The 26,483-nt window shown below is 68.7% G+C and carries 26 protein-coding genes; 14 read left to right on the top strand and 12 right to left on the bottom strand.

Going from position 1 to position 26,483, the window contains the following annotated elements:
* The first annotated feature begins 76 nt into the window (after positions 1–76).
* Complete coding sequence (locus tag ACODSY_RS07920; RefSeq protein WP_488951176.1) at positions 77–691, top strand: PEPxxWA-CTERM sorting domain-containing protein; 615 nt, start codon at positions 77–79, stop codon at positions 689–691.
* An 86-nt stretch (positions 692–777) separates the two neighbouring features.
* On the opposite strand, the gene gmk is transcribed toward ACODSY_RS07920, so the two are convergent.
* From gmk to fabD, 7 genes are all read right to left on the bottom strand, one after another.
* The gene (gene gmk, locus ACODSY_RS07915) at positions 778–1,500 is read right to left on the bottom strand and encodes a guanylate kinase (protein ID WP_488951175.1); all 723 of its coding nucleotides are present in this window, start codon (positions 1,498–1,500) and stop codon (positions 778–780) included.
* A gap of 154 nt (positions 1,501–1,654) precedes the next feature.
* Positions 1,655–2,536 carry a YicC/YloC family endoribonuclease gene (locus ACODSY_RS07910; protein ID WP_488951174.1) on the bottom strand — a complete coding sequence of 294 codons (882 nt, stop codon included), beginning with the start codon at positions 2,534–2,536 and terminating at the stop codon, positions 1,655–1,657.
* Complete coding sequence (gene mltG / locus ACODSY_RS07905; RefSeq protein ID WP_488951173.1) at positions 2,537–3,541, bottom strand: endolytic transglycosylase MltG; 1,005 nt, start codon at positions 3,539–3,541, stop codon at positions 2,537–2,539.
* Positions 3,538–4,821 carry a beta-ketoacyl-ACP synthase II gene (gene fabF, locus ACODSY_RS07900; RefSeq protein WP_488951172.1) on the bottom strand — a complete coding sequence of 428 codons (1,284 nt, stop codon included), beginning with the start codon at positions 4,819–4,821 and terminating at the stop codon, positions 3,538–3,540. Before fabF ends, mltG begins: the two co-directional genes overlap by 4 nt.
* A gap of 92 nt (positions 4,822–4,913) precedes the next feature.
* A complete protein-coding gene (locus ACODSY_RS07895) occupies positions 4,914–5,153 on the bottom strand; it encodes an acyl carrier protein (RefSeq protein WP_068877152.1) in 240 nt (79 codons plus the stop codon).
* 123 nt (positions 5,154–5,276) lie between these two features.
* Positions 5,277–6,017 carry a 3-oxoacyl-[acyl-carrier-protein] reductase gene (gene fabG, locus ACODSY_RS07890; protein ID WP_488951171.1) on the bottom strand — a complete coding sequence of 247 codons (741 nt, stop codon included), beginning with the start codon at positions 6,015–6,017 and terminating at the stop codon, positions 5,277–5,279.
* Positions 6,018–6,025: 8 nt separating this feature from the next.
* The gene (fabD, locus tag ACODSY_RS07885) at positions 6,026–6,970 is read right to left on the bottom strand and encodes an ACP S-malonyltransferase (protein ID WP_488951170.1); all 945 of its coding nucleotides are present in this window, start codon (positions 6,968–6,970) and stop codon (positions 6,026–6,028) included.
* An 87-nt stretch (positions 6,971–7,057) separates the two neighbouring features.
* Here fabD and ACODSY_RS07880 point away from each other — a divergent pair, with 87 nt between their 5' ends.
* The 8 genes from ACODSY_RS07880 to alr all read left to right on the top strand — a co-directional run bounded on the left by ACODSY_RS07880 (position 7,058) and on the right by alr (position 15,580).
* Positions 7,058–8,137: a zinc-binding dehydrogenase gene (locus ACODSY_RS07880; RefSeq protein ID WP_488951169.1), complete on the top strand. Its 1,080-nt coding sequence runs from the start codon at positions 7,058–7,060 to the stop codon at positions 8,135–8,137.
* A 107-nt stretch (positions 8,138–8,244) separates the two neighbouring features.
* A complete protein-coding gene (locus ACODSY_RS07875; RefSeq protein WP_488951168.1) occupies positions 8,245–8,784 on the top strand; it encodes a peroxiredoxin in 540 nt (179 codons plus the stop codon).
* Positions 8,785–8,986: 202 nt separating this feature from the next.
* Positions 8,987–9,349 carry a 30S ribosomal protein S6 gene (rpsF, locus tag ACODSY_RS07870; protein WP_488951167.1) on the top strand — a complete coding sequence of 121 codons (363 nt, stop codon included), beginning with the start codon at positions 8,987–8,989 and terminating at the stop codon, positions 9,347–9,349.
* Positions 9,350–9,367: 18 nt separating this feature from the next.
* Entirely contained in the window at positions 9,368–9,649 is a 282-nt protein-coding gene (gene rpsR, locus ACODSY_RS07865) for a 30S ribosomal protein S18 (protein WP_293345945.1), read from the top strand.
* A 13-nt stretch (positions 9,650–9,662) separates the two neighbouring features.
* On the top strand, positions 9,663–10,247 hold the full coding sequence (rplI, locus tag ACODSY_RS07860) for a 50S ribosomal protein L9 (protein ID WP_488951166.1): 585 nt from the start codon (positions 9,663–9,665) through the stop codon (positions 10,245–10,247).
* 167 nt (positions 10,248–10,414) lie between these two features.
* Positions 10,415–12,841 (top strand): TonB-dependent receptor plug domain-containing protein, encoded by a 2,427-nt coding sequence (locus tag ACODSY_RS07855; protein WP_488951165.1) that lies wholly within the window; start codon positions 10,415–10,417, stop codon positions 12,839–12,841.
* Between the two features lie 159 nt (positions 12,842–13,000).
* A complete protein-coding gene (locus tag ACODSY_RS07850; RefSeq protein WP_488951164.1) occupies positions 13,001–14,491 on the top strand; it encodes a replicative DNA helicase in 1,491 nt (496 codons plus the stop codon).
* 6 nt (positions 14,492–14,497) lie between these two features.
* Complete coding sequence (gene alr / locus ACODSY_RS07845; protein WP_488951163.1) at positions 14,498–15,580, top strand: alanine racemase; 1,083 nt, start codon at positions 14,498–14,500, stop codon at positions 15,578–15,580.
* Here alr and ACODSY_RS07840 read toward each other — a convergent pair.
* Both ACODSY_RS07840 and ACODSY_RS07835 read right to left on the bottom strand, forming a co-directional pair.
* The gene (locus ACODSY_RS07840) at positions 15,565–16,188 is read right to left on the bottom strand and encodes a Yip1 family protein (protein WP_488951162.1); all 624 of its coding nucleotides are present in this window, start codon (positions 16,186–16,188) and stop codon (positions 15,565–15,567) included. The genes alr and ACODSY_RS07840 overlap by 16 nt on opposite strands.
* A gap of 30 nt (positions 16,189–16,218) precedes the next feature.
* Positions 16,219–17,406, bottom strand: coding sequence for a Yip1 family protein (locus tag ACODSY_RS07835; RefSeq protein WP_488951161.1), 1,188 nt, complete (start codon positions 17,404–17,406; stop codon positions 16,219–16,221).
* A gap of 137 nt (positions 17,407–17,543) precedes the next feature.
* On the opposite strand from ACODSY_RS07835, the gene radA reads away from it, so the two are divergent.
* From radA to ACODSY_RS07810, 5 genes are read left to right on the top strand one after another with little or no spacing between them, the layout of a single operon-like run.
* The gene (gene radA, locus ACODSY_RS07830; RefSeq protein WP_488951160.1) at positions 17,544–18,917 is read left to right on the top strand and encodes a DNA repair protein RadA; all 1,374 of its coding nucleotides are present in this window, start codon (positions 17,544–17,546) and stop codon (positions 18,915–18,917) included.
* Positions 18,914–19,519 carry a CvpA family protein gene (locus tag ACODSY_RS07825; RefSeq protein WP_488951159.1) on the top strand — a complete coding sequence of 202 codons (606 nt, stop codon included), beginning with the start codon at positions 18,914–18,916 and terminating at the stop codon, positions 19,517–19,519. The genes radA and ACODSY_RS07825 overlap by 4 nt, the downstream gene beginning before the upstream one ends.
* Entirely contained in the window at positions 19,516–21,003 is a 1,488-nt protein-coding gene (gene purF, locus ACODSY_RS07820) for an amidophosphoribosyltransferase (protein ID WP_488951158.1), read from the top strand. The genes ACODSY_RS07825 and purF overlap by 4 nt, the downstream gene beginning before the upstream one ends.
* Positions 21,000–21,986, top strand: a complete 987-nt coding sequence (locus ACODSY_RS07815) for a bile acid:sodium symporter family protein (protein ID WP_488951157.1) — start codon at positions 21,000–21,002, stop codon at positions 21,984–21,986. The genes purF and ACODSY_RS07815 overlap by 4 nt, the downstream gene beginning before the upstream one ends.
* A gap of 12 nt (positions 21,987–21,998) precedes the next feature.
* Complete coding sequence (locus ACODSY_RS07810; RefSeq protein WP_488951156.1) at positions 21,999–22,742, top strand: SDR family NAD(P)-dependent oxidoreductase; 744 nt, start codon at positions 21,999–22,001, stop codon at positions 22,740–22,742.
* Here the strand turns inward: ACODSY_RS07810 and der are convergent.
* The 3 genes from der to ACODSY_RS07795 are packed head-to-tail and all read right to left on the bottom strand — an operon-like array spanning position 22,693 to position 26,464.
* A complete protein-coding gene (gene der, locus ACODSY_RS07805; protein ID WP_488951155.1) occupies positions 22,693–24,276 on the bottom strand; it encodes a ribosome biogenesis GTPase Der in 1,584 nt (527 codons plus the stop codon). The genes ACODSY_RS07810 and der overlap by 50 nt on opposite strands.
* A gap of 23 nt (positions 24,277–24,299) precedes the next feature.
* A complete protein-coding gene (locus ACODSY_RS07800; protein ID WP_488951154.1) occupies positions 24,300–25,688 on the bottom strand; it encodes a PQQ-like beta-propeller repeat protein in 1,389 nt (462 codons plus the stop codon).
* On the bottom strand, positions 25,685–26,464 hold the full coding sequence (locus ACODSY_RS07795; protein ID WP_488951153.1) for a tetratricopeptide repeat protein: 780 nt from the start codon (positions 26,462–26,464) through the stop codon (positions 25,685–25,687). Before ACODSY_RS07795 ends, ACODSY_RS07800 begins: the two co-directional genes overlap by 4 nt.
* Positions 26,465–26,483: the final 19 nt, after the last annotated feature.

Here is a 26,483-nt window from a genome sequence, read left to right as displayed (position 1 = left end):
GGTCCATTCGTCGCGGAGCGGCTGGAGGCGCGGCGCCTGCCGCCGCTTCAACCAGGCTCCAACCTCAGGAGCCATCATGAAATCCGTCACCCTCGCCCTCGCCGCGGCCGCCCTGCTCGGCGCCGCCTCGCAGGCCCAGGCCGCCGTCACCGTCATCGACTTCGACGAGTTCGCCCACACCAAGCCCGGGCCGTACGGCGCCGACTACTATTCCAGCGTGATCAGCGGGGGCTTCGAGTTCACCAACTCGCTCGGCGCGAACAGCCTGGCGATCCTGGCCATGAACCACGTCTACAACGCCGATCCCGACGGTGCGGCGCTGACCACCATCGCCAGCGGCGTCACCAAGGTCCGCCGCGTCGACGGCGCCCTGTTCAACCTGTTGTCCTTCGACTTCGGCGACCTCGCCAACAGCGGCGCCCCGGGCTCGACGTTCAAGCTCACCTGGTCCGACGGGAAGACCCAGTCCAGCCGGACGCTGGCCTTCGACGGCGCGCGCGGTCTTCAGACGGCCGACCTCAACCTGGGCGGCCTGCAATGGTTCACGGTCGACACCCAGGCCCATTTTGACAACATCCGCGTCAGCGATCTCGCCGCCGTGCCCGAGCCCGGAACCTGGGCGCTGATGATCCTGGGCCTGGGATCCACCGGCGCCATGCTGCGCCGTCGCCGCGCGCTGGCGCTCGCCTAGCGCCCTCTGCCTTCCGGCCAAGCCGCGCCGCAGGCGCGGTCATTGGTCTGATCTTGCCGGGCGCTGACGCGCCAACGGCGCCCGGCCTACTTCTGCACCGGCCGCAGCAGCGGTGACTTCACGGGCGGCGGCTCGGCCGGCGCGTCGGCCTTCGCCGCCTCGGCCAGCAGGTCTTCGACGAAGCCCGGCAGCCACGAGTTGCGCCCCGGCTTCATCCGTTCGCCGCGATAGATGTGGCCCAGGTCGGCATAGGCGCGGTCGAAGTTCTTGTTGACGATGACGTAGTCGTACTCGGCCCAGTGCTGGATCTCCTCGCGGCCCAGCTCAAGGCGGGCGGCGATGGTCTCCTCGGTGTCCTGGGCGCGCGCCCGCAGGCGGCGCTCCAGGTCGTCCCAGGCGGGCGGCAGGATGAACAGGCGCACGCTGTCTTCCGGCGCCTTTTCCGCGATCTGCTGCGCCCCCTGCCAATCGATGTCGAACAGCACGTCGTGGCCGGCTTCCAGCGCCGCCATCACCGGGGCCTTGGGCGTGCCGTAATAGTTGCCGTTGACCGTGGCCCACTCGAGGAACTCGCCGGCGGCGATCATCCCCTCGAACTCGGCGCGGGTCTTGAAATAGTACTCGCGCCCCTCCTCCTCGCCCGGCCGCGCCGCGCGCGTGGTCGCCGAGATCGAGAGCGTCAGGTCCGAATGGTCGGCCACCAGCCGCCGCGTCAGCGACGTCTTCCCCGCCCCCGCCGGACTCGACACCAGCAAGAGCAGCCCCCGCCGCACCGTCTCCCAGGGCTTATGATGGTCGTCCGGCGTCAACTAAGCCCCTCCGGTCGCGCAGCGACCCATACTTGAACCACGAAAGACACGAAAAACACGAAAGAAAGGGTCTGACCCCGCACCGTCAGACAGCCGCGGCGCTTTCGTGCCTTTCGTGTTTTTCGTGGTTGAACCGATCGCCGGCGGCGGGAGGCTACTCCACATTCTGCACCTGCTCGCGGAACTGCTCGATGGTGGCCTTGAGGTCCAGGCCGACCGTCGTCAAGGCGCCCGTCTGCGACTTCGAGCAAAGGGTGTTGGCCTCGCGCATGAATTCCTGCGTGAGGAAGTCCAGCCGGCGCCCCACCGCCGCATCCGAGGCCAAGAGACCGCGCGCGGCGTCCACGTGGCCCGACAGCCGGTCCAGTTCCTCCTGCACGTCGGCCTTGACCGCCATGGCGGCGGCCTCCTGCACGATCCGCTCCTCGCTGGCCGCCTCGCCGGCCAGCTCCTTCAGCCGCGTCTCGAAGCGGGCCTTGATCGCCGCCGGCTGGCCGGCCGCCGTCTCGCGCGCCTGGTCCGCCAGGTCGCCGATCCGGTCCACCTGCGCCGACAGCACCGACAGCAGCGCCCGTCCCTCCTCGCGCCGCGCGGTCAGCAGTCCGTCCAGGGCCAGGGCGATGGAGCCGCCGATCGCCGCCTCCAGCTCGGCCTGCGCCTCGGGCTCCAGCCCCGCGTCGTCGGCCTCGATCACGCCCCGCAGGGCCAGCAGGCCGTCCAGGCTGGGCGGCATGATCCGGCCGTCGGCCATGAACGGCGCGCCCAGCGTCAGGTAGCGTTCCAGCTGCTCCACATTGACCCGCACCGCCACCGCGCCTTCGCTGCGCTTGGCCTGCACGCCCACGCTGATGTTGCCGCGCTGGAAGCGCCCCTGCGCGCCCTCCCGCGCCGTCCGCTCCAGGCTCTCGAACCCCGGCGGGCCCCGGAACCGCACCTCCAGGTTCCGGCCATTGACGCTCCGCGCCTCGACCGCCCAGGTCCAGCCCGCATGCGCGCCCTCGGCCCGCCCGAACCCCGTCATCCCCGAGATCGGCATTCAGCGTCCTCCGTTCGCGCGTTCGCGTTCGATGGCGCGCCAGCGTTCGACGTTCTTGGTGTGCGCCTCGTAGGTGGTGGCGAAGGCGTGGCCGCCCGTGCCGTCCGCCACGAAATAGAGCTCGTCGGTCTTCGGCGGGTTGAGCACCGCCGCCAGGGCGTCGCGGCCCGGGTTGGCGATCGGTCCCGGCGGCAGGCCCGCGACCTTGTACGAGTTCCACGGGCTGTCCGCCGCCAGTTCCGAGGCGCGGATGCCGCGGCCCAGCGGCCGGCCCTTGGTGAGACCGTAGATGATCGTCGGGTCGCTCTGCAGCAGCATGCCGGCGCGCAGGCGGTTGATGAAGATCGCCGCCACCCGCGGCCGCTCCGAGGCCACGCCCGTCTCCTTCTCGACGATCGAGGCCAGGGTCACCGCCTCCTGGGGCGAGCTGAGCGGCAGGCCCGGCTGGCGCGCGGCCCACAGCTCCGCCAGCAGCTTGTCATGCGCGTCGCGCATCCGCTGGATCACGGCCTCGCGGCTCTCGCCCCGCTGGACGTCGTAGGTGTCGGGCAGGATCGAGCCCTCGGGGGGCTCGGCGGCTGTCCCGGTCAGCACCGGCGAGGCGTTCACCGCGTCCAGCACCATGCCGCTGGTCCAGCCTTCGGGAATGGTGATCGCCCGGCGCACCACCTTGCCGGCGCGGATGTCGGCCAGCACCCGGGCCATCGACCGGCCCGAGGCGAACTCGTACTCACCCGCCTTCAGCTCGGACGCCGCGCCGCTCAGCCGGGCCGCCACCGCGAACAGGCCCGCCGAGGAGATCACCCCGGCCTTCTCCAGCGCCCGCCCGATCTGGCTGACGCCTGAGCCGCGCTCCAGCACCACCACGGTCGCCTCGCCCGTCGGCGCCTTGGGGCCGGGCCCCGCGTAGGTCCACACGCCGGCCAGCGCGAGCAGGATGGCCAGGCCCAGGGCGATCAGCGCGCCCCCGCCCGCGGCCCGCTTGCTGATCCGGCGTCGGCTCACGCGTATTTCTTGAAGATCACCGAGGCGTTGGTGCCGCCGAAGCCGAAGCTGTTCGACAGCGCCACATTGATCTCCATCGGCTTGGCCTTGTGGGGCACCAGGTCGATGGCCGTCTCGACGGAGGGGTTGTCCAGGTTGATGGTCGGCGGCGCCACCTGGTCGCGGATCGCCAGGCAGGTGAACGCCGCCTCGATGGCGCCGGCCGCGCCCAGCAGGTGGCCGGTGGCCGACTTCGTCGAGCTCATGGTGGCCTTGGCCGCCGCATTGCCCAGCAGCCGCTCGACGGCGCCCAGCTCGATCTCGTCGCCCAGCGGCGTCGAGGTGCCGTGGGCGTTGATGTAGTCGATGTCCGAGGGCTGGATGCCGGCGTCCTTGATGGCCGCCTTCATGGCCCGGAAGCCGCCGTCGCCATCCTCGGCCGGGGCCGTGATGTGGTAGGCGTCGCCCGCCAGGCCGTAGCCGATGACCTCGGCGTAGATCTTGGCTCCGCGCGCCTTGGCGTGCTCCAGCTCCTCCAGCACCACGATGCCGGCGCCCTCGCCCATGACGAAGCCGTCGCGGTCCTTGTCGTAGGGGCGGCTGGCCTTCTCGGGCTGCTCGTTGAAGCCGGTCGACATGGCCCGGCAGGCGATGAATCCGGCGATGCCCACCGGCACCACGCTGGCCTCGGCTCCGCCGGCGATCATCACGTCGGCGTCGCCGTATTTGATCAGGCGGCAGGCGTCGCCGATGGCGTGGGCGCCCGTGGCGCAGGCCGTCACCACCGCGTGGTTCGGGCCCTTGAATCCGTAGCGGATCGAGACCTGGCCCGAGACCAGGTTGATCAGCGCCGAGGGGATGAAGAACGGGCTGACGCGGCGCGGGCCCTTCTCGTGCAGCTCGATGGCCGTTTCGGCGATGGTGCCGAGGCCGCCGATGCCCGAGCCGATCATGACGCCGGTGCGCTCGCGGCCCTCGTCGTCCTCGGGCTGCCAGCCCGAATCCTTCACCGCCTCGTCGGCGGCGGCGATTCCGTAGAGGATGAAGTCGTCGACCCGGCGGCGGTCCTTCGCCGACAGGGTCTGGTCGGGGTCGAACGAGCCCTCGACGTCGGGCCCGCCGCCCCCGCGCCCGTCGACGCGCGGCACTTCGCAGGCCACCTTGCAGGCGTAGTCGGACACGTCGAAGGCCGTGATGTTCCCGGCCCCGGACTTGCCCTCCAGGAGCTTCTTCCAGCTCAGCTCCGTGCCCTGCCCCAGCGGGGTCAGGAGCCCAATGCCGGTGACGACGACTCGACGCATGGCGTTACCTCAGAAACGAAAACCGCCGCGCCATCGGGCTCGAACGACCCAGGGACGCGGCGGCTCTTGATCCAGTGCGTGAAGAAACGGCCTCAGCCGCCCAGACGCTCTTGAATAAACTTCACGGCGTCGCCGACCGTCTGGATGTGCTCCGCGGCGTCGTCGGGGATTTCGATATCGAACTCTTCTTCGAACGCCATCACCAGCTCGACGTTGTCGAGGCTGTCGGCGCCCAGGTCGTCGATGAAGGAAGCCTTCTCGGTGACCTTCTCGGGGTCGGCGTCGAGATGCTCGATGACAATCTTACGGACGCGTTCAAGGACGTCGGACATTTGAGTAGGTCCCTCAGGGCTTAGTCAGTGCTTGCATCGACGACGGTGAGGTTGAAGTCAACTGTCGCCTTGGTGATCGAATTCGGGGGCCGGGTAGCATGTTCCCCCCAGGCTTGGCGATAGTCAGATCATCGCCATGCCGCCGTTGACGTGCAGGGTCTGGCCCGTGACGTATCCGGCCTCGTCGGAGGCCAGATAGGCGCACGCGGCCGCCACGTCACCCCCCGAGCCAAGCTTTCCAGCCGGGATCGTTCCGAGGATGGCCGCCTTCTGCTGCTCGTTCAGGGCATCGGTCATCGGGCTCTCGATGAAGCCCGGCGCGACGCAGTTCACGGTGATTCCCCGAGTCGCCACCTCCTGGGCCAGCGCCTTGGAAAAGCCGATCATGCCGGCTTTCGATGCCGCGTAGTTCGCTTGGCCCGGATTGCCCATCACGCCCACGACGGAGGTGATGCCGATGATCCGGCCGAAGCGGCGCTTCATCATCCCACGCATCGCCGCGCGGCTGAGGCGGAAATAGCTCTCGAGATTGACCTTGAGGACTGTCTCCCAGTCCTCGTCCTTCATCCGCATGAGCAGCCCGTCCTTGGTGATGCCCGCGTTGGCCACCAGGATGTCGATCGGCGCGCCGGCCGCCCCCTCGGCGGCTTCGATCAGTCCGTCCACGGCGGCGGCGTCCGAAAGGTTCGCCGCCGCTACCGAAACGCGCTCGCCCAGCGTCGCCGCCAGCTCTTGCAGCACCGGTTCGCGGGTGCCGGAGAGCACGACGTGCGCGCCCTGGGCGTGCAGCGCCTTGGCGATGGCCCCGCCAATGCCGCCGGTGGCGCCGGTCACGAGAGCGGCCTTGCCAGTCAGGTCGAACATGATCCCTCTCACAGGCTCTTGGCGAAGGCTTCGAGGTCGGCCGGGCCGTTCAGCGGCGTGGCTTCGGCGGCGGGCGCGATGCGCTTGGCCATACCGGACAGCACCTTGCCGGCGCCGGCCTCGGCGAAGCGGGTGACACCGCCGGTTTCCGCCATCCAGACCATGCTCTCTCGCCAACGGACCCGGCCAGTGACCTGTTCGACCAGCATCCGGCGGATCGCCTCCGGGTCATTGGTCGGCGTCGCGATCACGTTGGCCACGAGCGGAGCGCGGGGGCTTTGGATCGTGGCGCTTGCCAGCGCCTCGGCCATCTCGTCCGCCGCAGGCTGCATCAGCGGACAATGGAAGGGGGCAGATACGTTCAGCGGGATCGCTCGCGCGCCCAGCTCCTTGGCCTTTTCGATGGCCTTGTCGACGGCAGCCTTGTCGCCCGAGATCACGACATTGCCTTGGTTGTTGTCGTTGGCCACGACGCAGACGCCGACCTCCGACCCCGCCTTCGCCGCCTCTTCGGCAAGGGCAAGATCGGCCTTCGGGCCGATCAGCGACGCCATGGCGCCCTGCCCGACCGGCACGGCCCGCTGCATGGCCTGCCCCCGCAGCTTCAGCAGCCGCGCGGTGTCCGACAGGCTGATCGCGCCCGCTGCGGCCAAGGCGGAATATTCGCCCAGGCTGTGACCGGCCACGAAGGCGGCCTTTTCGACGCCAACACCGAATTCCTTCTCCAAGGTGCGCATCACCGCCACGCTGACGGCCATCAGCGCGGGCTGGGCGTTCTCGGTGAGGGTGAGTTGGTCCTCGGGCCCGTCCTTCATCAGGGCCGACAGCTTCTGATTCAGCGCCTCGTCGACTTCCTGGAAGACTTCCCGTGCGGAAGCGAAGGCATCTGCCAGGTCCTGGCCCATGCCGACGGCCTGGCTGCCCTGTCCGGGGAAGAGAAACGCGAGGGTCATGACGATCCCGTTCCTGGTGATTCCGAGGCGCGAGGGTTAGGGGATAGAGCCGGCGCGTACAAGAAAGACGAGTTGGGGAGTGAACGCATGAAGGCCGTGATCCGACGCGACAAGCGCTTGGTCTGCGACGAGATCGCTGATCTGCAACCCGCCGCCGGCCAAATCCTGGTGAAGACGCTCGCGTGCGGGATCTGTGGGTCGGACCTCCACGCGCTGCATCACATGGAGCACATGATCGACCTGTCGCGGCGCGCCGGCGGCCTGGACAACGGCTTCGACCCAACGGCCGACACGGTCTTCGGCCACGAGTTCTGCGCCGAGATTCTCGACCACGGACCAGGGTCGCCCAAGACGCTCAAGGCGGGCGCCCGTGTGGTGAGCATACCTGTGACTATGCACGGCGCCGGCGTGGAAATGCTCGGCTTCTCCAACCGCCTCCCGGGCGGTTTCGCGGAGCAGATGCTGCTGACCGAGGCCATGGTGCTTGAGGTGCCGAACGGCTTGCCGACCGACAAGGCGGCGCTGACCGAGCCCTTCGCAGTGGGCGCGCACGCGCTCGCCAAGGCGCGCCTGGAGCCGAAATCGGTGTCGCTGGTGGTGGGGTGTGGCCCCGTCGGCCTCGCCGTCATCGGGGCGCTGAAGGCCGCGGGTCATGGTCCGGTCATCGCGGCCGACTTCTCGCCCCGCCGGCGCGCGGCCGCCGAGCGCCTCGGCGCCGACATCGTGGTGGATCCCGCGGTCGAGAACCCGCACGATCGGTGGGAGGCGCTCGGTGTTCCCCGCAGCCGCGCAGCGCAGTCGATGATGCAGATGATGGGCAACGCCATCGCCCGCCCGGTCGTGTTCGAATGCGTCGGCGCGCCGGGCGTGTTGCAGGCGCTGATCGAGGCGGCCCCCGCCGGGGCGCAGATCGTGGTTGCCGGCGTCTGCATGGAGACCGACCGGATCGAGCCCTCCATCGCCATCACCAAGGAGATCGAGCTCACCTTCGTGTTCGGCTACTCGCCCGAAGAGTTCGCCCTGACCCTTCGCCAGCTTGCCGAGGGCGTCATCGACGTGACCGGCCTGGTGACCGGAGAGGTCGGTCTGGAGGGCGTGGCCGGCGCCTTCACCGCGCTGGGCGACCCCGAGGCGCACGTGAAGATCCTGGTGCGCCCGGAAGCCTAGAACCCGGCCCCGCGCCTTTGTGACCGGCGATAACCATCGCCCCTTGCACCCCAGGAAACAGGGGTATTCAACTGTCCCGCTCTTTCAGGCTTCAAGGAACCTCGCCCATGCGCCTCGCCATCGCCGCCGCCACGCTCGCCGCGCTGTGCGCCACGCCCGCCCTCGCGGCCCTGAAGAACGGTGACAAGGCTCCCGATTTCACCGCCGACGGCTACCAGGCCGGCAAGCCGCTGCACTTCTCGTTGGCGGACGCGCGAAAGAAGGGGCCGGTGGTTCTGTACTTCTTCCCGGCCGCCGAGACGAAGGGCTGCAACATCGAGGCGAAGATGTTCGCGGACGCCTCCGAGCAGTTCAAAGCCGCCGGCGCGACGCTGATCGGCGTGACGGCCGGCAACCTGGACAAGCTGGCCAGCTTCTCGGCCGACACCGAGAAGTGCTCGGGCAAGTTCCCGGTCGCGGCCGATCCTGGCGCCAAGATCGCCAAGCAATACGATAGCGTCCTGGCCATGAAGCCGGACTGGTCGGACCGCACCTCGTACGTGATCGCTTCGAACGGCCAGATCGTGCACGCCTACACCAAGATGGACCCCACCGAGCACGTGTCCGAGACCCTGGCCGCTGTGAAGGCGCTCAAGGGCAAGAAGTAGCGTCGGACTGGGCCGAGCGCTGGGCCGAAAACCCTTGCCCGCGCTCGGCTTTTCGCCTATTTGCGCGCCTCTTCACGGAAGGCGGTCTCTTCGCGGAACCCCAATGGACCGGGAAACTCCCGGTCGCCGCGCCTGAGATCCATCGTCGCCAGCGGACTTCCGCCACTGGCCGCGCCGCCTCCCACAACGGAAGAAGGAAAGCATGGCGCTCTACGAGCACGTTGTCATTTCGCGGCAGGATATCTCGCCGCAGCAAGCCGAAGCCCTCAACGATCAGCTGAAGCACCTCATCGAGGAAGGCGGCGGCAACGTCGCGAAGATCGAATACTGGGGCCTTCGCAACCTCACCTATCGGATCAAGAAGAACCGCAAGGGCCACTATTCCCTGCTGGCGATCGACGCCCCGGCCGACATCGTCAAGGAAATGGAACGCCAGCTGTCGATCAACGAAGACGTGCTGCGCTACATGACCGTGCGCGTCGACGAGCTCGACCTGGAGCTCTCGCCGATCCTCGCCCGCCGCGATCGCGACCGCGAACGCCGCGACGACGTCCCGCAATTCTAAGAAAGGGAGGCTCATCACATGACTGACGAAACCTCCGCCGCCCCGGCTCCCGCCGCTGGCGCCGCCGCGGGTGGCCAACGCCGTCCGTTCTTCCGCCGCCGCAAGGTCTGCCCGTTCTCCGGCGCCAACGCCCCGAAGATCGACTACAAGGACGTGAAGCTGCTCCAGCGCTACGTGTCCGAGCGCGGCAAGATCGTGCCGTCGCGGATCACCGCGGTGTCGGCCAAGAAGCAACGCGAACTGGCCAAGGCCATCAAGCGCGCCCGCTTCCTGGCCCTGCTCCCCTACGTCGTGAAGTAAGGGAGAGGCACAGATGAAAGTCATTCTGCTCGAACGGCTGGAAGGCTGGGGCACCCTCGGCGACGTCGTGAACGTCAAAGACGGCTACGCCCGCAACTTCCTGCTGCCCCGCCAGAAGGCGCTCCGCGCCAACGCCGCGAACCTGAAGGTCTTCGAAGCGCAGCGCGCCGACATCGAAGCCCGCAACGCCAAGGCCAAGGCCGCGGCGGGTAACGCCGGTGAGAAGCTGGACGGCACGTCCTACGTCATGATCCGCCAAGCCGGCGAGAGCGGTCAGCTCTACGGTTCGGTCGCGGGTCGCGACGTGGCCGATGCGGTCAATGCCGAAGGCGGCAAGATCGAACGTTCGATGGTCGTGCTGGACAAGCCGATCAAGACGCTCGGCCTGCACGAAGTGAAGGTTCGCCTCCATTCGGAAGTGACCGTCACCGTGACGTTGAACATCGCCCGCAGCCAGGATGAGGCCGACCGCCAAGCCCGCGGCGAGGACGTGATCAACGCCCAGTTCGAAGAAGAGCGCGTGGCTGCCGAACAGGCCGCCGCCGATCTGCTCGAAGGCGGCGCGGGTCAAATGGCCCAGGAATTCACCGAGGCCTAGCCTTCGGCGTCGAGTGCTCGACGGATAACGGCGCGGAACTCCGGTTCCGCGCCGTTTTCTTATGTTCGTGTTGCAATTTTGTCATTTGCGTCAAAACCGTGACTACCTAGCTTCCCCTGAATGAAGGCCGACAGACCGGGATGATCCGGCGGCCTCCGGGGAGAACCATGAATCATCGCACCCTGCTTTTCGCAGCCGCTTCGGCCGCAAGCCTGCTGGCGACCGCAGCTGCGGCCCAGACCGCTGCCCCCAGCGCCGAAGTCGACGAATTGGTAGTGACCGGGACCCGCACCGAAGGGCGGACCCGTCTCGAGTCCCTCGCGCCCGTTGACGTGATCAGCGACGAGGCTTTGCAGCGCCAGGGCACGACCGAACTCGGCGCGGCCCTGGCCACCCTCGCTCCGGCCCTCGACTTCCCGCGCCCGGCCATCACCGACGGCACCGACTCGGTCCGACCGGCGACGCTGCGCGGACTCGCGCCCGACCAGACGCTGGTGCTGCTGAACGGCATGCGTCGCCACGCCTCCGCGCTGGTCAACGTCAACGGCTCGATTGGCCGCGGATCGGCCGCCGTCGACCTGAATTCCATCCCCACCGTCGCCATCGACCGGGTCGAAGTGCTGCGGGACGGCGCCTCTGCGCAATACGGTTCGGACGCCATCGCCGGCGTGATCAACATGCGCCTCCGTGAGGCTCGCCAGGGCGGCGGCGCGTCCTACACCTACGGCTACTACAACACCGACGTCGAAACGGCCCGCGTGCCCGACGGCTACAAGAAGAAGGACGGCGTCTCGAACACCGTCTCCGGCTGGGTCGGCCTGCCCCTGGGCGCTGAGGGCTTCCTGACGGTCTCCGGCGAGTACCGCCACCAGAACCCCACCAGCCGCGGCGACCTCGACCCGCGTGTCCTGCCTACGCCGAAGATCACCTCGCGCTACGGCGATCCGCAGTCCGAGAACATCACGGTCTACGCCAACGCCGGCCTGCCGGTGAACGACACCTGGAGCCTGTACAGCTTCGGCGGCTACCAGAACCGCAAGACCGACAGCGCGGCCAATCCCCGCCTGGCCAACAACCCCAACAACGTGCCCGCCATCTTCCCCGGCGGCTTCCTGCCCCGCATCACCACCGACATCGACGACTTCACGGTCGCCTTCGGGACCAAGGGCGAGGTGGCCGGCTTCAACGTCGATGCTGGCGTCGTCTACGGCTACAACAAGGTCCACTACGGCGTGATCGACTCGGTCAACGCCTCGCTGGGCGCGGCGTCGCCGACCAGCTTTGACGCAGGTACGATGCAGTACGACCAATGGGTCGCGGGCATCGACTTCACCCGGCCGCTCGAGTTCGGCATGGCCAAGCCCGCCACCCTGGCCTTCGGCGTCGAGTACCGGCACGAGGGCTATGAGATCGGCGCCGGCGACCTGGCCTCGTATACGTTCGGCGGCATCGCCGGCAAGGCGGCCGGGGCCCAAGGTTTCCCCGGCTTCCAGCCCGGGAACGAGGTCGACAAGAACCGGCACTCCTACGCCGCCTACATCGACCTGGACGTCCCGCTCACCGACGCGTTCGGCGTGGACGTCGCCGGACGCTTCGAGGACTATTCGGACTTCGGCTCTACGGTGAATGGCAAGATCTCGGCCCGCTACGAGTTCAATGACGCCTTCGCCCTGCGGGGGACCATTGCGAGCGGCTTCCGCGCCCCGGCCCTACAGCAACAGTACTTCACCGCCACCTCGACCAACTTCATCGTCATCAACGGCGTGAACACGCCTGTCGAAGTCGGCACCTTCCCGTCGGTCAGTCCCATCGCCACCGCGCTTGGCGGCAAGCCACTGGAAGCGGAGAAGTCGGTCAACTACTCGGTGGGCGCCGTCTTCCATCAGGGTCCGTTCGAGTTGACCATCGACGCGTACCGCATCGAAATCGACAACCGGATCGTCCTCTCCGAAAACATCCAGGGCTCCCCGACGGGTTCGGCGACGGCGCAGGCGATCTTCCGCCTGATCAACCCGCCGGGCAGCAGCGGCCTTGGCGCGGCGCGCTTCTTCATCAACGGCGTCGACACCACCACCAAGGGCGTCGATATCGTGGCCCGTTATCGGCTCGACACCGACACGGCGGGCCGGTTCGACATCACCGCGGCGGCGAACTTCAACTCCACCGACGTGACCAAGATCCCGACCACCTCGGTGCTCTCGGCCCTGCCGGTGCCGCCGATCCTGTTCGACCGCGGCAACCGTCTGACGTTCGAGGAAGGCACGCCCGACCAGAAGCACGTGCTGGCCGTGGACTGGTCGCTGGGGAACTTCGGCGCGACGGCCAAAGCCACCTACTATGGCGACGTGCTGATCCCGAACAACACGGCCACGCTGGACTACAAGGCCGGTGATCACACCCTGATCGACCTCGAGGCGCGGTATCAGTTCCCGCATGGCGTGAACCTCGCGCTGGGCGTCAACAACCTGTTCGACGAGTACCCGAACGCCACGCCGACCAACGTCAACACCAACGGCCCGATCGGCTTCCCGAGCTATTCTCCGTTTGGTTTCAACGGCCGGTTCCTCTACGGGCGCGTCGGCATCAGCTGGTAACTGTACGACCGTTTCTGACGTAGCGGCGCGGGATGATTCCCGCGCCGTTTTCGTATGGGACCTGAGCCATGGCCGAGCTTTTCCACAGGCCCGAAATCGTGTGTGGACAGGTCCACAAATGTGTCATGCGCGGCCCCTCGGTTGGCTATCCGTAAAGCCATGTCCCTCGTCCCGGCGCTCGATCTCCGCCCTGTGTCCAACGACGTCACGATCACGCGCGCGCCTTCCAATGTGGAGGCCGAACAGGCGCTGCTGGGCGCCCTGCTCTACGATAACGCCGCGTTCGAGCGGCTGAGCGACAACCTGCAGCCGCAGCACTTCTACGAGCCCTTCCACCAGCGCCTGTTCCAGGCGATCTCGACCAACATCCGCAAGGGTCAGCTGGCCGAACCGATCCTGCTGGCCGAACAGTTCAGCCGCGACCCGGCGTTCGAAGAGCTGGGCGGCGTGCGCTACCTCGCCGACTTGCTGGACCGCGCGCCGCCGGCCGCGAACGCGCCGGACTATGCCAACGCCATCTACGACCTGGCCCTGCGCCGCGACCTGATCCGCATCGGCGGCGACATCGCGGCCCAGGCGCAGCTAAGCGACGCCGAGCTGGACGCCCGCGATCAAATCGAAGCCGCCGAGCAGCAACTCTACCAGCTCGCCGAGAGCGGCGGCGTGTCCCAGGGCTTCGTGAACTTCGCCGACGCCTTGCGAGGCGCGGTCGCCATGGCCGCCGAGGCACACAGCCGCGACGGCGGCCTGGCCGGCCTCTCCACGGGCCTGATCGACATGGACCAGAAGATCGGTGGCATGCACCCCTCCGACCTGATGATCCTCGCCGCGCGCCCCTCGATGGGGAAGACCTCGCTGGCCTGCAACATCGCCTTTGACGTCGCCCGCAATTATGCGTGGGAGCCGCAGCCCGATGGGTCGAAGAAGACGGTCCGCGGCGGGGTGGTGGCGTTCTTCTCGCTCGAAATGTCCGCCGAGCAGCTCGCCATGCGCCTGCTGGCGGAAGCTTCGGGCGTCTCCGGGGACCGGCTCCGCAAAGGTGAGATCGACGCCATGGAGTTCGGGCGGATCCGCGACGCGGCGCTCGAGATCCAGGAAGCCCCCCTCTACATCGACCCCACAGGCGGCATCACCTTGGCTAAGCTGGTGGCCCGAGCACGCCGCCTGAAGCGCATGGTTGGCTTGGACCTCATCATCGTCGACTACCTGCAGCTCATCACCACGGGTGCTGGAGGACCCGACAACCGGGTGCAGGAAGTCTCCATGATCACCCAGGGCCTCAAGGCCTTGGCCAAGGAGCTGAACGTGCCGGTGATGGCGCTCTCGCAGCTGAGCCGCCAGGTGGAGAACCGCGAGGACAAGAAGCCCCAGCTGTCGGACCTGCGGGAATCCGGCTCGATCGAGCAGGACGCCGACATGGTCATGTTCGTGTACCGGGAGGAGTACTATCTGAGCCGCCTCGAGCCGCGGGAGAACACCCCGGAGCACTTCGACTGGCAGACAAAGATGGACGAAGTCAGGGGCCTGGCCGAGCTCATCATCGGAAAGCAACGCCACGGCCCCATCGGCACGGTGCGGCTGTCGTTCAACTCTGACACGACCAAGTTCGGAAATCTGGCTCGTGACAGCAGCCGTTACGACCCGCACTAAGGCGGCATGGATTCACCCGACCGCGCGCGACTGACGATCGATCTCGACGCGCTGGCCCACAATCGCGCTGTCCTCGCCGAGGAAGCGGCCGGCGCCGAGGTGGCCGCCGTGGTGAAGTCCGACGGCTATGGCCTGGGTGCGGGCCCGATCGCGCGCCGTCTCCACACCGAAGGGACGCGCAGCTTCTTTGTGGCGCGGATCGCCGAGGGCGAGGCGCTGCGCGCCGAGCTCGGCGCGCGCGACGCCGAGATCCTCGTGCTCGACGGCTTGTTGCCCGGCACGTCCGAACGCCTGGGCGCGGCGCGCCTCACGCCGGTGATCTCCACCCTCGCCCAGGCCCACGCCGCCCTGGCGTTGGCGGCGAACGGCGGCTATCGCGCCGCGCTGCAGGTCGACACCGGCATGAACCGCCAGGGCCTGACGCTCGAGGACACTCGCGCGCTGGTCGCGGCGCCGGGCGCGCTGCGCGGACTCGACGTGCCCTTGCTGGTCAGCCACCTGGGCTCCGCCACCGAGCCTGGCGAAGACCGCAACGCCCAACAACTCGCCGGCTTCCGTGAGGTGCGGGCGCTTTTCCCGGAGAGCCGGGCCAGCCTGGCCGCGTCGGCCGGCACGTTCCTCGGGCGGCCGTATCGCTACGACATGGTCCGAGCGGGCATCGGCCTGTTCGGCGGCGGGCCCGAGGAGCGTCCGGATCCGCGGCTCCGCGCCGTGGCGACCCTCACCGCGCCGGTGCTCGACATACGCGAACTGCGAGCCGGTGACCGCGTGGGCTACGGGTCTGCCTTCACCGCCGACCGACCGACGCGCGTGGCCGTGGCCGCGGCCGGCTATGCCGACGGCATCATCCGCGCGGCCATGGGCAAGGGCTACGCCTGGGCGGAGGACGCACGGCGTCCGCTGCTGGCAGTCAACATGGATCTGTCGGTGATCGACATCGGTGACGCTCCCATCACGGTCGGCGACGCCGTGGAATTCCTGGGCCCGAACGCGTTGCTCGACGATCTCGCCAGCGCCGCCGGCACGGTGGCGCACGAGGTGCTGGTGCGTCTCAGTCGACGCGCCGAGAGGATCTATCTCGGGGCGTAGGAGGCCGAGAGCGGCCCGCCCAGTTCCGCCGCCTTGGCGGTCAGCACGCCTCGCCCCACGCCCAACAACAGGATCGCGATCAGGATGACCGCGAAGGCGGTCAATCTCCGGTCTTCCGGCACGCCCATCATCACGGGCAGGCCGATGTAGAGGGCGTACAGGCTGTAGAGCGCGGCCAGGATGCCCACCGGAATGCCCAGGCTGGGATAGATCTCCGCGACGCCGCCGATCCACATGGCGGTGGCGGCATAGACCACGAGGTTTAGGGCTGCGCGCCGGTCTCGCAGCCCGCCGAACGCCGGGACGACCCGCTCCACGAAGGCGGCCAGCGCCCAAACCGCGGCCAGTGTCACGACATAGCCCGTCAGCGCGCCGAGAATCAGGCCGACCACGCTCATATGGACGCCGACGTTGGCGATGTTGAAGCCGAACGTCAGGACGCCCACGATGCTGCAGATCGCCGGAAGGGCCGCCAGCGGCAAGGCGTAGCGCAGGACCAGGGGTCTTGGCTCGGCCGGTGCGTCGGCGATCCGGCTCCAGGCTCGGCCGGGCGTCAGCAACAGTCCCACGGCGCGCGGGATGCCGCCCGCGGCGCCCGACCCATCCATTCCCGGCCCTCGCGACACCATCCGGCGGACCTAGCCCGCCTTGGCGAGTCCTTCCAGCCGCCCCGCGTCGACCGAGCCGACGGCCGCCTTCAGTTCGTCCATGGTGACACCGTCGCCTTCGGCCTGGACCATGAAGCGCTCACCGACCAGGACGCTGTATTCGCCGTGCTTCGAGGCGCGGTCGTAGCTTTCCTGGGTCATCCGGCCGCCGACCATGCCGACCTTCTCGTAGCTAGTCCCGCTCTCCTTCGAGGACTTCACGTTGAAGGCGCTGGCCATGCCGGCCAGCGCGCCCGCGGCGCCGAGATCCGTCACCTCCAACCGCATCGACGCGCCGTCCTTCGTGTATTCCGCATCCGCCTGCGAGCCCTGGTAGCCGCCAGCGCCGCCGCTCGAGGAGCTGACCTCACCGCGGGTGTAGCCGGCGACGCTGGCGGGCAGGAACGCCTTCAGCGCGTCGGGATCGGTGGCGGTGGCCGTACCGGCTTCGGCCTGCTTGGCAGCGGCCTCCATGCGCTTGGATGCGGCTTCCAGCTTGGCGAGGTCCATCTCGCCGCCGCCCGGAACCTTCACCGTGCCGCCGACGTGGCCGGCGTTGGCCAGGCCCGCCGCGCCGCCCGTCAGGCCGGCGATGGAGCCGGCCGCGACGCTGATCACGAAGCTGACGATGATGGCCACCACCAGCACGACGACGAAGTACGGAAGCCCCTTGTCCTGCGGCGTCTTCATCAGCTTCGGCAGGCCGACGTAGAGCAGATAGAGGCTGTAGAGCCCGCCCAGCACGCCGATGATCGCCAGGGCGGGGACAAGGCTGAACACGCCGGCTACCCACGACGCCGTCGGGAAGTAGGCCGCGATTTTGAGGGCCTGCAGCCGATCCTTTTCGCCGCCGAAGTTCGGGGCCAGCGCCTCGATGATCAGCGCGATGACGTACACCATGCCCAGGCTCAGGGCATACTGGACGATGGCCTGCGTCACCGCGAACGGGATCGACGGCTTGTAGCTGAATCCGAAGGCGCCGATGCCGATCGTCAGCGAGCCGATCAGCATGCAGATCACCGGGATCGCCGCCAGCGGCATCACATAGCCAGTGTAGAGCGCGCCGACCGTCGGCCGCTCCCCGTCGATCACATCCCAGGTCGAAGCAGGCTTCAGCAGGATGCTCTTCACCCGTTCGACCAGGCCCGCGCCTGCGGACCCCGGCTCAACCACGCTCATCGTCTCTCTCCAGCCCTTGTCCAGGTCGTCCCCCGACGACACCTAAGCCTATCCCAGCGCGGTGGGACGGCAAGCCACCGCACAGACCCGCCGCCGCGGGTCGGTTAGACTCTGTCGCACTCGAATCAGGAGACCCCATGGCCCGTGACGGCGCCGTCTATGCCTGTACGTCCTGCGGCGCCGTCCAGACGCGGTGGGCGGGCCAGTGCCCCGCGTGCGGCTCCTGGAACACCCTCGTCGAGGAACTGACCAGCCGACCGCCCGGCGCCTTGAAGCCGACCAAGGCGACGAAGACCCGCCATCTCGCCTTCGAAGGCCTCCAGGGATCGACCCCGGCCCCGCCGCGAATCGTCACCGGCGTCGGCGAATGGGACCGGGTCTGCGGCGGCGGCGTCGTGCCGGGTTCGGCGATCCTAGTGGGTGGCGACCCCGGCGTCGGCAAGTCCACCCTGTTGCTGCAGGTGGCGGCCGAGGCTGCGCGCCGAGGCCAGCGCTGCGCCTACATCTCGGGCGAAGAGGCGATCGAGCAGGTTCGGGGCCGCGCCCAGCGAATGGGCCTGGCCGACGCGCCGGTCCAACTCGCCGCCGAGACCAGCCTGCGGGCCATCCTCGACGGCCTGAAGGCCGAACCCTTCGACCTGGTGGTCATCGATTCCATCCAGACCATGTGGAGCGACAATCACGAGGCGGCCCCAGGCTCGGTCACCCAGGTGAGGGCGGCGGCGGGTGAGCTCGTCCGCCTGGCCAAGAAGCGCGGCGTCTCCGTGATCCTCGTGGGCCACGTCACCAAGGAAGGCGCGATTGCCGGTCCGCGCGTCGTCGAGCACATGGTGGACGCGGTCTTCGCCTTCGAGGGGGAGCGCGGCTATCCGTTCCGCATCCTGCGCGGCGCCAAGAACCGCTTCGGGGCCACCGACGAGATCGGCGTCTTCGAAATGGGCGATGCGGGCCTGAACGAGGTGAAGAACCCGTCGGCCCTGTTCCTCAACACCTCGGGCGAGCGCGCGGCCGGCGCCGCCGTGTTCGCCGGCATCGAGGGTTCGCGTCCGGTGCTTGTGGAGATTCAGGCCCTTGTGGCGCCGTCCGCCTACGGCACGCCGCGGCGCGCGGTGGTGGGCTGGGATTCTGGCCGCCTCGCGATGATCCTGGCCGTGCTCGAGGCCCGCTGCGGCCTCGGGTTCGGCGACAAGGACGTCTATCTCAACGTCGCCGGGGGGCTCCGGATTTCGGAGCCTGCCGCTGACCTCGCCGCCGCCGCCGCCCTCGCCTCCTCCGCCTTCGATGTGGCCCTGCCGCAGGACTGCGTGGTCTTCGGCGAGATCAGCCTGTCAGGAGAAGTCCGTCAGGTCAGCCGGATGGACGGCCGGATGAAAGAGGCCGCGAAACTGGGCTTCCGCCGTGCGCTCGGCCCCGCCGACGTGGACAAGCCGGCTCTAGCCTACACGGGCGCCAACCGGCTGGCCGACGCCATCCAGCGGATCCACGATGCCGACTGGGACACCCGCAAGTGACGCAGTTCGACTTCCTGGTCCTGGGCCTGCTCGCGATCTCGGCCTTCGTAGGTTTCGCGCGTGGCGCCGTGCGCGAGATCTTCGCCCTGGTGGCCCTCGTCGTGGCCGCCGGCCTGGCGATCTTCGGACTGCCGGTGTTCGCTCCGATCTTCCGCGGCTTCGTGCGGCCGGACTGGCTGGGGACGGTCAGCGCCCTGGTCGTCGTGTTCGCGGTCGCCTTCATCGCCCTGCGTCTGATCGGCGCAGGTATCGCGCGCTCGGTGCAGAGCACCCAGATGCTGGGCCTCCTCGACCGCTCGCTGGGCCTGCTGATCGGGCTCGGCCGCGGCCTTATCGTCCTGGGCGCGCTCTATCTCATGTTCAACGCCGCCACGCCTGAAGACCTCCGCCCCAAGTGGATCACGGGAGCGCGCACCTGGCCGGTCGCCGGCAACATGGGCAGGTTGTTGGAGAGCCTCGCGCCACAAGGCCTGGATGTAGCCGGGCGCCTGAAGCCCGCTTTTGATCGCGCCGTGGGCGAAGGGTCAGGTGACAGATCGGCGACAGAGAGGTACGAGGCGCGCGAACCCACCGACACCGACCGTTCGGAGCGATCCCGATGAGCCAGTCGCACGAGCGTTGGTCCCCCCCGGCGCGCGACCCAGACGATGATTCCCCGCGGCTGGAGTGCGGGGTGTTCGGGGTGTTCGACGTGCCGGAAGCCTCAGGGATCACCGCGCTTGGCCTGCACGCCCTGCAGCACCGCGGCCAGGAGGCCTGCGGCATCGCCTCGTTCGACGGCCAGCGCTACCACACCGAACGCCACATGGGGTACGTGGGCGACGCGTTCGGCGGGGGGGACCTCAACAAGCGCCTGCCCGGGCACGTCGCCATCGGCCACACCCGCTATTCGACGGCCGGCGGCAGCTTCATCCGCAACGTCCAGCCGATGTTCGCCGATCTGGAAGCCGGCGGCATCGCCCTGGCGCACAACGGCAACCTCACCAATTTCCTGACCCTGCGCGAGCAGCTGGTGCAGGAAGGCGCCATCTTCCAGTCGACGTCCGATTCCGAGGCGATCCTCCATCTGATCGCCCGTTCACGCCGGCCGCGCTTCCTCGAGCGGTTCACCGAGGCGCTGCAGCAGATCGAGGGCGGCTATGCCCTGGTCGCCATGACCAACAAGAAGCTGGTCGGCGTGCGCGATCCGCTGGGCATCCGCCCGCTCGTCCTGGGCGATCTCAACGGCAAGGCGGTGCTGGCGTCCGAGACCTGCGCCCTCGACATGATCGGCGCGAAATTCGTCCGCGACGTCGAGCACGGCGAGATGGTCGTCATCGACGACAAGGGCATCCGCAGCTTCCGGCCGTTCCCCGCGCAACAGGCCCGCCCCTGCATCTTCGAATACGTCTACTTCGCCCGCCCGGACTCGGTCGTGAACGGCCGCTCGGTCTACGAGGTGCGCAAGCGCATGGGCCGCCGCCTGGCGCAGGAGTCGCCGGCCGACATCGACGTGGTCGTGCCCGTGCCGGACTCGGGCGTGCCCGCCGCGCTCGGCTTCGCCCAGGAAGCCGGCGTCCCCTTCGAGATGGGCATCATCCGCAACCACTACGTCGGACGCACCTTCATCCAGCCCACCCAGGGCGAGCGTGAGCTGGGCGTCCGGATGAAGCTGGCGCCGAACCGCGCGGTCCTGGCGGGCAAGAAGGTGCTGCTGGTCGACGACAGCATCGTGCGCGGCACCAACTCGATCCGCGTCGTGAAGATGGTGCGCGAGGCGGGCGCGGCCGAGGTGCACCTGCGGTCCGCCTCCCCGCCGATCCAGTGGCCGGACTACTACGGCATCGACATGCCGGACCGCGAGAAGCTGCTGGCGGCCAACCATTCGGTCGAGGAGATCGCCAAGATCCTGAACGTCGACTCGATGGGCTATCTGTCGGTCGACGGGCTGTACTGGGCCATGGAAGCGGTCCGCGACCCGCAGAACCCGCAGTACACGGACCACTACTTCACGGGCGAATACCCCACGCGCCTGCTGGATCGCGAGATCGCGCTGGGGCGCAACGAGCTCGTCGAGCGTCAGCTCTCGTTCCTGGTCGACGCGTGAGCCAGGGCTGGCGGGCCCGCTTCAAGCCCGACTGGTACCTCGTTCTGATCCTGCTGATGGCCGCCGCGGCCGCGGTCTTCCCGGCTCGCGGCGATGGGGCGCTCTGGTTGGGCTGGGTCACCAAGGCGGCGATCGCCATGGTCTTCTTCCTGCACGGCGCACGGCTGTCGCGGGAGGCGGTGATCGGCGGCCTGGCGCACTGGCGTCTCCACCTCCTGGTGCTGGCCTGTACGTTCGCGCTCTTTCCATTGCTGACGGTGGGCGTGACAGCCCTGCCCGCCTGGATCACGCCGCCTGAACTGGCGGGCGGAATCGTCTTCCTGGGCTGCCTACCATCGACGATCCAGAGCTCGATCGCCTTCGTCGCCGTGGCGCGGGGCAACGTACCGGCGGCGGTGGCCTCGGCGTCGGCGTCGAATCTGCTGGGCGTGTTCCTGACGCCGCTGCTGGTGGGCGTCCTGCTGCAAGCCCAGGGCGGCGTCAGCGCGTCGTCGTTCTGGGCAATCGTGCTGCAGCTGCTGGTCCCGTTCATCGCGGGCCAGGTCCTGCGGCCTTGGATCGGGGAATGGGTGAAGGCCCGCAATCCGATCCTGTCCAAGCTCGACCGAGGCTCGATCCTGCTGGTGGTCTATACGGCGTTCTCCGGCGCGGTGGTCGAAGGGGTCTGGAGCAAGCTGAGCGGGCTGGACCTCGTCCGGCTGCTGCTGATCTGCCTCGTCCTCCTGGGCGCTGTTCTGGTGCTCACGGCGTTCGCGGCGCGGACGCTGGGGTTCTCGAAAGAGGATGAGATCGCCATCGTCTTCTGCGGCTCGAAGAAGTCGCTGGCCAGCGGCGCGCCCATGGCGGCAGCCATCTTCCCGCCGGCCGCGGCGGGCGTGGCGCTGATCCCCTTGATGATCTTCCACCAGGTCCAACTGATGGCCTGCGCCGCGATCGCGCAGCGCTACGCCCAGCGGCCTGACACAGAGGCGCAAAGCGGTTAGGAAGCCGCCCTCATGACCGATCTGCCCCTCAAAGACCGTATCGCCCTCGTCACGGGCGCCAGCCGCGGCATCGGCAAGGCCGCCGCCCTCGCACTGGCGGACGCCGGGGCCCACGTGGTCGCCGTGGCGCGTACCCAGGGCGCGCTGGAGGCCCTGGACGACGAGATCCGCACCCGCACCGGCCAGTCGGCCACGCTCGTGCCCATGGACATGGGCGAAGGCGACGGCATCGATCAGCTGGGCCTGGCGATCCACCAGCGGTTCGGCCGGTTGGACGTGCTGGTGCACGCCGCGGCTCTGTTGGGGTCGCTGACGCCGGTGTCGCACATCGAGCCGAAGCATTGGGACCGGGTCGTCTCGGTGAACCTCACGGGGACCTGGCGGCTGATGCGCAGCATGGAGGGCCTGCTGCGGGCCTCGGATCGGCCGCGTGCGATCTTCCTCACCACGGGGCGCGTCGCCCGACCCAAAGCCTTCTGGGGGCTCTATGGCGCCACGAAGGCGGGCATGGAGCATCTGGTGCGGACCTGGGCCGACGAACTTGAGCAGACCGCCATCCGCGCCGTGCTGGTCGATCCCGGCGCCATGCGGACCCGGATGCGGGCCGAGGCCATGCCCGGCGAAGACCCGGCCCACCTGCCGGCCCCCGCCGAGATCGGCCCCCTGATCGTCGAGCTGGCCCAGACCGACCGGGGCCTGCCGACCGCTAACGTGGTCTTTTCGGACTGGAAGGCCGCGACGCCCGCTTCGGCTTGACGCCCGGCCGGCTCAGCTTGGCTGCCCGCCCGCGGGGGTTGCCCGCCTTGGCCTTCTTGGCCTTCGCCGCGGGCTTGGGCTTGGCGTCAGCGCCGGCCTTCGCCTTCTCCGCCGCCATGCGACGGGCCTTAGCCACCATGCCGGTCTTGGCCGAGGTCGGCGCGGTCTTGGACGGACCCGGCCCGCTCTTCTCCTCGCCCTCGGCGTAGGGGTTCTTGTTCGACCGGACGCTGAGCCGGATCGGCACGCCCGGCAGGTCGAAGCTCTCGCGGATCGAGTTGATCAGATAGCGCTTGTAGTGGTCGGGCAGCTGGTCGGCGCGGCTGGCGAACAGCACGAACGTCGGCGGCCGGGCCTTGGTCTGCGCAACGTACTTGGGTTTCACGCGACGTCCGCCGACGGCGGGCGGCGGGTGGCGCTCGACGGCCATCTTCAGCCAGTCGTTGAGGTCCCGGGTTTTGACCTTGGTCGTCCAGTCGCCGTGCGCCTTGAGGACCGCCGGCATCAGCCGGTCGAGGCCGCGGCCGGTCTCTGCGGACAGGGCCACCATGGGCGAACCGCGCACCTGAGGCAGCAGACGGGTCACTTCCTCCTGGAACTCGGCGAGCTTGGCCTGGCCGTCCTCGATCAGGTCCCACTTGGCCAGTACGAAGACCAGCGCCCGGCCCTCGCGCTCGACCAGGTCGGCGATCTGCAGGTCCTGGATCTCGAAGGGATGGGTGGCGTCCATCACCAGGATCACCACCTCGGCGAACGTGATGGCGCGGATGGAATCGTGGGTGGAGAGCTTCTCCAGCTTCTCCTGCACCCTCGCCTTGCGGCGCAGGCCGGCGGTGTCGACGAGGCGGATGGCGCGGCCGTCCCAGTCCCAGTCGACGGGAATGGCGTCGCGGGTGATGCCGGCCTCGGGACCGGTCAGCAGGCGGTCCTCCCCGATGACGGCGTTGACCAGCGTCGACTTGCCGGCGTTAGGACGACCGACGATGGCGATGTTGATCGGCTTGCCGGCCGCCTCGGCGTCGTCGTCCTCGTCGTCCTCGTCCGGCGCCAGGGCGGCGACGGCGGCGTAGAGATCGGCCATGCCCTCGCCGTGCTCGGCGGAGATGGGGATCGGCTCGCCCAGGCCCAGGCCGAACGCCTCGAGCACGCCGCTCTCCGAGGCCTTGCTCTCGGACTTGTTGGCGGCCAGCACCACGGGCTTGTTCTTGCGGCGCAGGACGTCGGCGAAGATTTCGTCAGCGGGCGTCACGCCTTCACGCGCGTCGATGACGAACAGCGCGACGTCGGCCTCGTCGACGGCGAGCTCGGTCTGGGCCCGCATCCGCGCCTCGAGGCTCTCGTCGGTGACGTCCTCGAAGCCGGCGGTGTCGATCAGCTCCAGATCGAGGTCCCCTAGGCGGCCCGTGCCGAACCGGCGGTCGCGGGTGACCCCCGGCTGGTCGTCGACAATGGCCAGTTTCTTGCCGGCCAGCCGGTTGAACAGCGTGGACTTGCCGACATTCGGCCGCCCGACGATCGCGAGTTTAAGCGTCATTCGGGCAGTCTATAGCGTCCTGATCAGCGAATCGCGATCAGGTCGGCCTCCTGGGTCACCACATACACGGTATCGCCCATGGCGATCGGCTCGAGGGTCGAGGTCCCCTTCAGCTCCAGACGCTTCTCGATTTCCCCGGTTCGGGCGTTCAGCGCGACAAGCTGGCCGGTCTGGCCGACCACGAGCAACTTGTCATTGGAGAGCAGAGGACCCGACCAGACCGGCCGCGTCTGGCGCTGGCCGCCAATGCCGAGGATGCCCCCCTTCTTCTTGGCCTTGAAGCCTTCGTTGAGGTTACGCATCCAGTAGATCTGGCCGTTCTCGCGGCTGGCGCAGATCACGTCGCCGGTCTTGGAGACGACGTAGACTACGTCGCCAGCGGGGAGCGGCGCCGAGATGCCCACCACCGGCAGGCTCCAGCGGGCCTGGCCCGTGCGCAGGTCGGTGGCGGCGAAAACGCCCGAATGGCTGACCGCGAAGACGTCGCCCTGATAGATGACGGGGCGACCGGGGATGTCGCGGATCTCGCTGAGCGCGCTGGTGCGGCTCGCGCGCGAGAGCGCCTCGTTCCACAGGTCGTTGCCGTTGGAGGCCCGCAGCGCGACCAGTTCGCCCGAACCAAAGGCCGCGACCACACTGTCGCCCGAGATGGCCGGGCTGGAGGCCGACAGGATGCGCGCCGATTCCGACAGCGCCTGATACGTCCAGGACGGCGCACCGGTGGCGGCGTCGAAGGTCATCAGCGTGTTGTCGAGCGAGATGGCGAAGACGCGGCCCGCCGAAACGGTGGGGGCGCCGTGGATCGACTCCGGCGTCTTGGTCCGCCAGCCGATGGCGCCGGTTTTGGCGTCCATCTGAAGGACTTCGCGATAGCCTGACGAGACGTAGAGCTTGCCGTCCGCGTAGGCCATGCCCCCGCCGAACGCGAGCTTGTCGCGTTTGTTGTCGCCGGGATTGGTTCCCGTGCGCCAGATCTGCGCTCCGGACTGTGCGTCGACCGCGACGACGCGGCCGTCCGCATCCATGACGAACACCTTGCCGTCCGCCGCCACGGGGGGAGCGGTGACATAGCGGCCGCGCTTCTGGCCCTGGCCGAAGCTCTTGCGCCAGGCCACCGAGAGGTTCGCGCCCGCGCTCACATTACCCATCGACTGCTCGGGCGTGCCGCCGGGCAGCGGCCAAGCGGCGACCGTCTCGACCGTCGGCAGGGAGAAGCCCACACCCTTCAGAGCCTCGGCGGGCGCCAGGATCTGATCGGGCGGGATGATCGAAATGCGCTGGCCTTCGCCCGCGAGCTCGGCCGGGCCCTTATCCTTCTTTCCGAAGGGATTCAGGTTGCTGACCGTCGAGCATCCGCTCGCGCCCAACGCCGCGATCAGGACGGCGGTGAGGATCGTCTGGCGGCGGATCATTGCTGAGCGGGACCTTGGGGTTGCTGCGGGGCGGCGGCCCCCGGCGGCGGGCCGATCATCGCATTCGGATCGACCATCGGCATCGGCGGCAGGGCCTTGGCGGCCTTTACCACTTCCGGCACGGCCTTGGCCGACCCGGAATCGATCAGGCCGATGGCGGCCTGGGCGCGGGCCTGGGCGCCCTGCTGGGCGTCAAGGGACTGGGAGATCAGGACGAAGTCACCGCGTGCGCCGGCCAGGTCACCGGCGTTGAGCTTCGCGAAGGCCAGCGCCTCGCGGGCCTGCACCCGGAACGGGCGACCTTCTTCCATCAGCGGCTTCAAGCGCCCCTCCAGATCCTTCAGAGGAGCGGTGTCGAGGAGCGCGAAGGCGGATTTGAGGCGGGCGGCGTCGCCGATTACCGGATCGGGGGACGCCTCGGCGGCCTCGTCGTAGAGCTTGGAGGCATCGGCAGGCTTGTTCGCCTCCTGGGCGATGGCGCCCAGGTGCATCAGGGACAGGGCCTTGTAGGCTTTTGCGTCCGACTTGGAGACCTCGGTCCAGAGCTGGCTGGCCTTGGCCCGGTCGTTGGCGACGAAGGCGTCCATGGCGGCGGCGTACTTCTCGGACGCGCTCGCGGTTTGCTTGCTGCGATAGGCGTCATAGGCCCAGTACGCCAGGAAGGCGACAAGCACGGCGGCGGCGATCCCCAGCATCCACGGCAGCGCCTTTTGGGCGAACTGCTTGTAGCGGTCGGAGCGAAGCTGCTCTTCGACCTCTTCGAATAGATCCGTCACGTCTTGGGGGCTCCGGCGC

The organism is Phenylobacterium sp. FG114 (genome assembly GCF_057809855.1).
This window is presented reverse-complemented; position numbering and strand designations above follow the sequence as displayed.

Coding starts and splice junctions, on each gene's coding strand:
- alr (WP_488951163.1), top strand. CDS start 14,498: ATGGATTCACCCGACCGCGCGCGACTGACGATCGATCTCGACGCGCTG.
- ACODSY_RS07800 (WP_488951154.1), bottom strand. CDS start 25,688: ATGATCCGCCGCCAGACGATCCTCACCGCCGTCCTGATCGCGGCGTTG.
- purF (WP_488951158.1), top strand. CDS start 19,516: ATGAGCCAGTCGCACGAGCGTTGGTCCCCCCCGGCGCGCGACCCAGAC.
- der (WP_488951155.1), bottom strand. CDS start 24,276: ATGACGCTTAAACTCGCGATCGTCGGGCGGCCGAATGTCGGCAAGTCC.
- ACODSY_RS07835 (WP_488951161.1), bottom strand. CDS start 17,406: ATGAGCGTGGTTGAGCCGGGGTCCGCAGGCGCGGGCCTGGTCGAACGG.
- ACODSY_RS07875 (WP_488951168.1), top strand. CDS start 8,245: ATGCGCCTCGCCATCGCCGCCGCCACGCTCGCCGCGCTGTGCGCCACG.
- fabG (WP_488951171.1), bottom strand. CDS start 6,017: ATGTTCGACCTGACTGGCAAGGCCGCTCTCGTGACCGGCGCCACCGGC.
- fabD (WP_488951170.1), bottom strand. CDS start 6,970: ATGACCCTCGCGTTTCTCTTCCCCGGACAGGGCAGCCAGGCCGTCGGC.
- ACODSY_RS07840 (WP_488951162.1), bottom strand. CDS start 16,188: ATGGATGGGTCGGGCGCCGCGGGCGGCATCCCGCGCGCCGTGGGACTG.
- ACODSY_RS07880 (WP_488951169.1), top strand. CDS start 7,058: ATGAAGGCCGTGATCCGACGCGACAAGCGCTTGGTCTGCGACGAGATC.
- ACODSY_RS07895 (WP_068877152.1), bottom strand. CDS start 5,153: ATGTCCGACGTCCTTGAACGCGTCCGTAAGATTGTCATCGAGCATCTC.
- radA (WP_488951160.1), top strand. CDS start 17,544: ATGGCCCGTGACGGCGCCGTCTATGCCTGTACGTCCTGCGGCGCCGTC.
- ACODSY_RS07855 (WP_488951165.1), top strand. CDS start 10,415: ATGAATCATCGCACCCTGCTTTTCGCAGCCGCTTCGGCCGCAAGCCTG.
- ACODSY_RS07910 (WP_488951174.1), bottom strand. CDS start 2,536: ATGCCGATCTCGGGGATGACGGGGTTCGGGCGGGCCGAGGGCGCGCAT.
- rplI (WP_488951166.1), top strand. CDS start 9,663: ATGAAAGTCATTCTGCTCGAACGGCTGGAAGGCTGGGGCACCCTCGGC.
- rpsR (WP_293345945.1), top strand. CDS start 9,368: ATGACTGACGAAACCTCCGCCGCCCCGGCTCCCGCCGCTGGCGCCGCC.
- ACODSY_RS07920 (WP_488951176.1), top strand. CDS start 77: ATGAAATCCGTCACCCTCGCCCTCGCCGCGGCCGCCCTGCTCGGCGCC.
- ACODSY_RS07810 (WP_488951156.1), top strand. CDS start 21,999: ATGACCGATCTGCCCCTCAAAGACCGTATCGCCCTCGTCACGGGCGCC.
- fabF (WP_488951172.1), bottom strand. CDS start 4,821: ATGCGTCGAGTCGTCGTCACCGGCATTGGGCTCCTGACCCCGCTGGGG.
- ACODSY_RS07850 (WP_488951164.1), top strand. CDS start 13,001: ATGTCCCTCGTCCCGGCGCTCGATCTCCGCCCTGTGTCCAACGACGTC.
- rpsF (WP_488951167.1), top strand. CDS start 8,987: ATGGCGCTCTACGAGCACGTTGTCATTTCGCGGCAGGATATCTCGCCG.